Origin of the sequence: Paracoccus sp. PAMC 22219 (assembly GCF_000787695.1) — a bacterium.
Lineage (GTDB): Bacteria > Pseudomonadota > Alphaproteobacteria > Rhodobacterales > Rhodobacteraceae > Paracoccus.
In genome coordinates, this window is sequence record NZ_BBPH01000098.1 from 1 (window position 1) to 5,975 (window position 5,975).

Genomic DNA, 5,975 nt, shown 5'->3' on the forward strand with positions numbered 1-5,975 from the left:
GGCGGCACGCACAGGCCAGGCCGGCGGCGGCCGCGCGCGACCAGCAGCATCGCGGGCAGCAGCTGCGCCGATTTGGCCAGCGCCAGCGCCGCGCGATGGGCGGTCGCGTCGCCGTCGCGCAGGGTGGTCAGCGGCCCCTTCATCGGCGTCATCAAATCGCCCGCCGGATCGGCCAGCGCCCGCAGCCAAGCCAGATCGGCCCCGGCGGGCAGGCTGACCCGCGCCTGATCGCCGTCATAGGCGCGCGCCTTCAGCGTCTCGGCCCGCCGCCCGGTCAGGGCCAGAACCGCGGGGCCAAGCGCGCGCAGATCGGCCAGCCGCGCGGGCGACAGGGTTTCCACCGCCGCTGCCAGATGATCGCCCAAGGCCACCGGCAGGCCCATGCGCAGGTCGGCGCGGGCGCGGGCGATGGTCTCGGTCAGGGTCGGGATCAGGCTCATGAGGACACGCATTCTTGAAACAGTCTGAAACATAACGCACCGATCCGACAACTCCATGTGAGAAATCGCACATGGCGCTGGACGGACGGGACGGCAGCCCTCACCTCATTGCCCAACAACGCAAAGGAGGCAACCATGGCCGGACTGAAGAAAATCCTGCTGGTCGACGATGAGGAAGACCTGCGCGAGGCCCTGGCCGAACAGCTGGTCGCGACCGACGATTTCGACGTGACCGAAGCCGGAAGCGGCGCCGAGGCGGTCGAGGCCACCAAGAACGCCATTTTCGATCTGGTGGTGCTGGACGTGGGCCTGCCCGATACCGACGGGCGCGAGCTGTGCAAGAAGCTGCGCAAGCTGAACGTGAAATGCCCCATCGTGATGCTGACCGGGCATGACACCGATGCCGACACGATCCTGGGCCTGGATGCGGGTGCCAACGACTATGTCACCAAGCCGTTCAAGTTCCCGGTCCTGCTGGCCCGCCTGCGCGCACAGCTGCGCACGCATGAGCAGTCCGAAGACGCGATCTTTCAGCTGGGGCCGTACACGTTCAAGCCGTCGATGAAGATGCTGATCGACACCAAGGACCGCAAGATCCGCCTGACCGAGAAGGAAACCAACATCCTCAAGTTCCTGTACCGTGCACAGGACGGGGTGGTGGCGCGCGACGTGCTGTTGCACGAGGTCTGGGGGTACAATGCTGGCGTGACTACGCACACGCTGGAAACCCACATCTATCGCCTGCGCCAGAAGATCGAGCCCGACCCCTCGAACGCGCGTCTGCTGGTCACGGAATCTGGCGGCTATCGCCTGGTCGCCTAGGGCCTGTCGGCGGGTTTCTGCGCAGACAACTTTGGCGGGAACCCAAGGCCGGATGTGACGTTCTGTCCCCGAAGCCCAGTGGTCGGCGGATACGGCCACAACCCTCCCTCTCTGTTCTGCCCCGGCGTTCCCTGCGCCGGGGCGATTTTTTGCGCGAAGGTCAGCCGCGCCCGTGCGGTTCGGTCCAGTCGGCGTCCGGTCCGATGGGCACGATGCGGTGCGAGTTGATCATGTCGTGGCTGAAGTAATAGTGCCGCGTGAAATGGTCCGGGTGGACCGTCTCTGCGACGCCCGACCACTGGTACAGTTCGCGCGCCCAGCCCCACAGGTTCGGATAGTCGACCACGCGGCGGCGGTTGCACTTGAAATGCGTGTGATAGACCGCGTCGAACCGCACGATGGTGGTGAACAGCCGCCAGTCGGCCTCGGTGATGCGGTCGCCGGTCAGATAGCGGTGTTCGGCCAGCAGCCCCTCGATCCCGTCCAGGCTGTCGAACAGCGGGTGGACGGCCTTGTCATAGGCCTCTTGGGTGGTGGCGAAGCGGCCTTGTAGACGCCGTTGTTGACGGTGTCATAGACGCGGTCGTTGATCGCCTTGATGCGCGCGCGCAGGGGCTGGGGCCAGAAATCGTCCGTGTTGCCGGTCACGCCGTCAAAGGCGCTGTTGAACATGCGGATGATGTCGGCGCTTTCGTTCGACACGATGCGGCCGGTCTGGCGGTCCCACAGGACAGGCACGGTAACGCGGCCCGACATGTCGGGCGTGTCCTTCAGGTAAACCTGGCGCAGGTAGTCCAGGCCGAACTGCCGGTCGCCCGTGGCACCGTCGAAATCGGTGCGGAATTCCCAGCCTTCCTTCAGCATCTCCGGGTGGACGACGGAAACCTCGATATGGTCCTGCAGCCCCTTGAGCGCGCGAAAGATCATCGTGCGATGCGCCCAGGGGCAGGCGTGGCTGACATAAAGATGATAGCGACCGGATTCGGCGGCGAACCCGCCATCGCCCGTGGGCCCGGTGGCCCCGTCCGAGGTCACCCAGTTGCGGAACTTGGACGTGTCGCGCTTGAATTCGCCCCCCGTGCTGTCGGTGTCATACCATTCGTCCTTCCAGACGCCGTCGACCAGCTGGCCCATGTGAAATCCTTTCGGTGATGTGACGGGGGAACGGGCGGGGGGCCGCCTTGTTCCCCGTCAGCCAATGGCGCGGTCGCGCGTCTCGATGCGGATCAGCAGCAGGGCCGCCGCCGCCAACAGCAGCAGCACGGCGAAACTGCCGATGGCCAGGCCGAAACCGCGCGCAAAGACCACCGCCAGCAGGCTGGGCGCCAGGATGCCGCCAAGCCGCGCCACCGCGCTGGCCGTGCCCATGCCAGTGCCGCGCAGATGCGTGGGGTACAGTTCGGGCGTGAACGCATAGAGCGCGCCCCATGTCCCCAGCAGCGCGAAGCTCATCACGATCAGGGCGGTGGCGACCAGCGCGGGGCCCGATGCCACCGCGAACAGACCGCAGCCCAGGGCCGACAGGATCAGGAAGGCGGCCAGCGTGGGGCGGCGGCCCACCGCCTCGACCCCCCAGGCCGCCAGCGCGTATCCGGGCACCTGCGCCAGCGCCAGGATCACCAGGAAGCCATAGCCGCGCACAAAGCCGAAGCCCTCAGTCGCCAACTGGCCCGGCACCCAGACGAACACCCCGTAATAGGACAGCGACACCAGGAACCACACGATCAGCACGCCGATGGTCGCGCGCCGCAGCGGCGGCGCCATGATCGATGTGGCGCCCCCCGACGGCACGGGCGCGGGGCGCAGATGGGCGTTCGCGGGCAGCGGCATCGCGCCGTTCACGGCCAGCACGCGGTCGATGACGGCGCGCGCCTCGGCCTGGCGGCCCTTGCGGACCAGATACATCGGCGATTCCGGGATCCAGAACCGCAGGAAGAACCCGATCAGCGCCGGCAGCGCCGCGACCAGAAAGATCCAACGCCACGGCGCGACCGCGCCCCAGCTGGCGGCGGCCCATGCGGTCAGGGCCACGACGATGGTGCCCACGGCCCAGAACCCCTCCAGCCAGACCAGCCAGCGGCCGCGATTCTTGGGCGGCAGGAATTCGGCCATCATCGCGTAATCGACGGGCAGCGTGCCGCCCACCGCAACCCCGGTCAGGAACCGCAGCACCAGCAACATCGTGAAATCGCCCGCCATCACCGATGCCAGCCCGAACACCGCATCCATCGCGACGGTGCCGATCAGCACCCATTTGCGGCCGATGCGGTCGGCCAGCCGGCCGAAGGCAAAGGCGCCCAGAAACATGCCCAGAAAGAACACCGTCCCGATCTGCAGCGCGGTCACGCGTTCCAGCCCGAATGTCGCGGCGACCGACGGCGCGGCAAAGCCCACCGCGATGACCTGCATCGCGTCCGCCGCCCAGACCAGGCCAAAGATGCCCAGCAGGCGCCACTGGAACCGGCCCGTGCCGCCGCGCGTCAGCGCCTCGTCGATGGTCAGTTTCATGGCCGTCCCCCTTGTCCTCACAGCCCTTGCATAGCGCGCGGGGATCATATGGCAAGCCTGCGCCTCGACAGGCCGGACCGGCGCCGCTAGGGTCCGCGCCCAAAGGAGCCCGCCCATGTTCACCATCGCCACCTGGAACATCAATTCGGTCCGCCTGCGCGAGGGTCTGGTCGCCCGCCTGCTGCAGGAGGAGGCCCCCGACATCCTGTGCCTGCAGGAATGCAAGTCGCCCGTCGACAAGATCCCGCTGACCCGGTTCGCCGAGCTGGGATACACCCATATCGTGGCGCGCGGGCAAAAGGGCTATAACGGCGTGGCGATCCTGTCCCGCCTGCCGCTGGAGGATGCGGGCGACCGCGATTACGCTCAGCTGGGCCATGCCCGGCACGTGGCGGCCCGGCTGGAAAACGGCGTGGTCATTCACAATATGTACGTCCCCGCGGGCGGCGACATCCCGGACCGCGAACAGAACCTGAAATTCGGGCAGAAGCTGGATTTCCTGACCGAGATGCGGGACGTCTTTCATGCCGACCGCCCCACCCGGTCGATCCTGGTGGGCGATCTGAACATCGCGCCCCGCGAGGACGACGTCTGGTCGCACAAGCAGCTGCTCAAGATCGTCAGCCACACCCCCGTCGAGGTCGAGCATCTGCTGTCCGCCCAGGACGCGGGCGGTTGGGTCGACGTGACCCGGCAGGACATCCCGCAGGGGCTGCTTTACAGCTGGTGGAGCTATCGGGCCAAGGACTGGGACGCGGCCGACAAGGGCCGGCGGCTGGACCATATCTGGGCCACCGCCGACATCGCCGGGGCCGCGCACGGCAGCCGCATCCTGCGCCCCCTGCGCGGGTGGGAGGGGCCAAGCGACCACGTCCCGGTCATGGCCAGCTTCGACCTCTAGCGGCCGCGCGGCAATCCGGCCCTTTCGTTCGGCGGCCAAGGGCCCCATATTGCGGGGAACACGCCAACCCAAGGATGCGGGGCCAGGATGACCATGCTTTTCGACGGGGCCCAAGCGCCCAAGACCGACGACTTCATCAAGGACGTGACCGAGGCCACCTTCATGGCCGAGGTGGTCGAGGCGTCCATGACCGTGCCCGTCATCGTCGATTTCTGGGCCCCATGGTGCGGGCCCTGCAAGACCCTGGGCCCCGCGCTGGAGGCCGAGGTCGCCCGCCACAAGGGTCGGGTCCGCATGGCAAAGGTCAACGTGGACGAGAACCAGACGATCGCGGGCCAGCTGCGCGTGCAGTCGATCCCGACCGTCTATGCCTTCTTCCAGGGTCAGCCCGTCGACGCCTTCCAAGGCGCGGTGCCCGCCAGCCAGGTCAAGCAGTTCGTCGACAAGCTGGCGGCGATGTCGGGCGATGACGGCGGCCTGGCCGACGCCCTGGCCGCGGCCGAGCAGATGATCGAGGACAACGAGGCCGCCGACGCGATCGAGACCTTCACCGCGATCATCGGCGAACTGCCCGACAGCCCCGAAGCCTGGGGCGGCCTGATCCGCGCCCATCTGGCCGCGGGCGATCACGCCGCCGCCGCATCCACGCTGACGCAGGTGCCCAGCCCCCTGGCCCATGCCGGCCCCATCGAGGTCGCGCGCGCCAAGCTGGCCTTGGCCCAGCAGGCCGCCAGCGCCGGTCCGCTGGACGACCTGGCCGCCCGCGTCGAGGCCGATCCCGCCGATCAGCAGGCGCGGCTGGAATACGCGCAGGCGCTGCATGCCGACGGTCAGCTGGAGGCCGCCATCGACGTCCTGCTGGACAGCTTCCGCCGCGACCGCGACTGGAACGAGGGTGCCGCCAAGGCGCAGCTGATCACGATCTTCGACAGCCTCAAGCCCACCGATCCCATCGGGCAGAAGGGCCGCCGCCGCCTGTCCTCGCTGATCTTCGCCTGACCGATGGCGCTGCGTTTCGACCTGCCCGACCGCATTCCGCTGTTTCCCCTGCCGGGCGCCGTGCTGATGCCGCGCGCCCGCATGCCGTTGCACCTGTTCGAGCCGCGCTATCTGCAGATGCTGGACGACACGCTGAAGACCGATCACCGCCTGATCGGGATGATCCAGCCCGAGGGCGACGGGTTGTCCGCCATCGGCTGCGCGGGCCGGGTGGTGGCATTCTCGGAGACCGGCGACGGGCGGATGATGATCTCGCTTGGCGCGATCTCCAGGTTCCGCCTGCAGGAGGTCGAGGAAGGCTTTGC

5 protein-coding genes and 2 pseudogenes are annotated in these 5,975 nt (G+C 67.9%); 4 read left to right on the forward strand and 3 right to left on the reverse strand.

The window, feature by feature from the left end:
- Window positions 1-440, reverse strand: a pseudogene (locus TY51_RS11745) (GTP cyclohydrolase II); the annotation flags it as partial.
- 135 nt (window positions 441-575) lie between these two features.
- Between TY51_RS11745 and TY51_RS11750 the strand changes: the two are divergent.
- Window positions 576-1,262 (forward strand): response regulator transcription factor, encoded by a 687-nt coding sequence (locus TY51_RS11750; protein ID WP_042249906.1) that lies wholly within the window; start codon window positions 576-578, stop codon window positions 1,260-1,262.
- 160 nt (window positions 1,263-1,422) lie between these two features.
- On the opposite strand, the pseudogene TY51_RS11755 reads toward TY51_RS11750, so the two are convergent.
- Window positions 1,423-2,396: pseudogene (locus TY51_RS11755) on the reverse strand (glutathione S-transferase family protein).
- A 57-nt stretch (window positions 2,397-2,453) separates the two neighbouring features.
- Window positions 2,454-3,770 carry an MFS transporter gene (locus TY51_RS11760; RefSeq protein ID WP_042249907.1) on the reverse strand — a complete coding sequence of 439 codons (1,317 nt, stop codon included), beginning with the start codon at window positions 3,768-3,770 and terminating at the stop codon, window positions 2,454-2,456.
- Between the two features lie 115 nt (window positions 3,771-3,885).
- Here TY51_RS11760 and TY51_RS11765 point away from each other — a divergent pair, with 115 nt between their 5' ends.
- The 3 genes from TY51_RS11765 to TY51_RS11775 all read left to right on the forward strand — a co-directional run.
- Complete coding sequence (locus TY51_RS11765; protein ID WP_042249908.1) at window positions 3,886-4,671, forward strand: exodeoxyribonuclease III; 786 nt, start codon at window positions 3,886-3,888, stop codon at window positions 4,669-4,671.
- 93 nt (window positions 4,672-4,764) lie between these two features.
- Complete coding sequence (locus TY51_RS11770) at window positions 4,765-5,670, forward strand: tetratricopeptide repeat protein (protein WP_042249911.1); 906 nt, start codon at window positions 4,765-4,767, stop codon at window positions 5,668-5,670.
- Window positions 5,671-5,673: 3 nt separating this feature from the next.
- The coding region (locus tag TY51_RS11775; protein WP_042249909.1) for an LON peptidase substrate-binding domain-containing protein at window positions 5,674-5,975 on the forward strand (302 nt) is incomplete at its 3' end.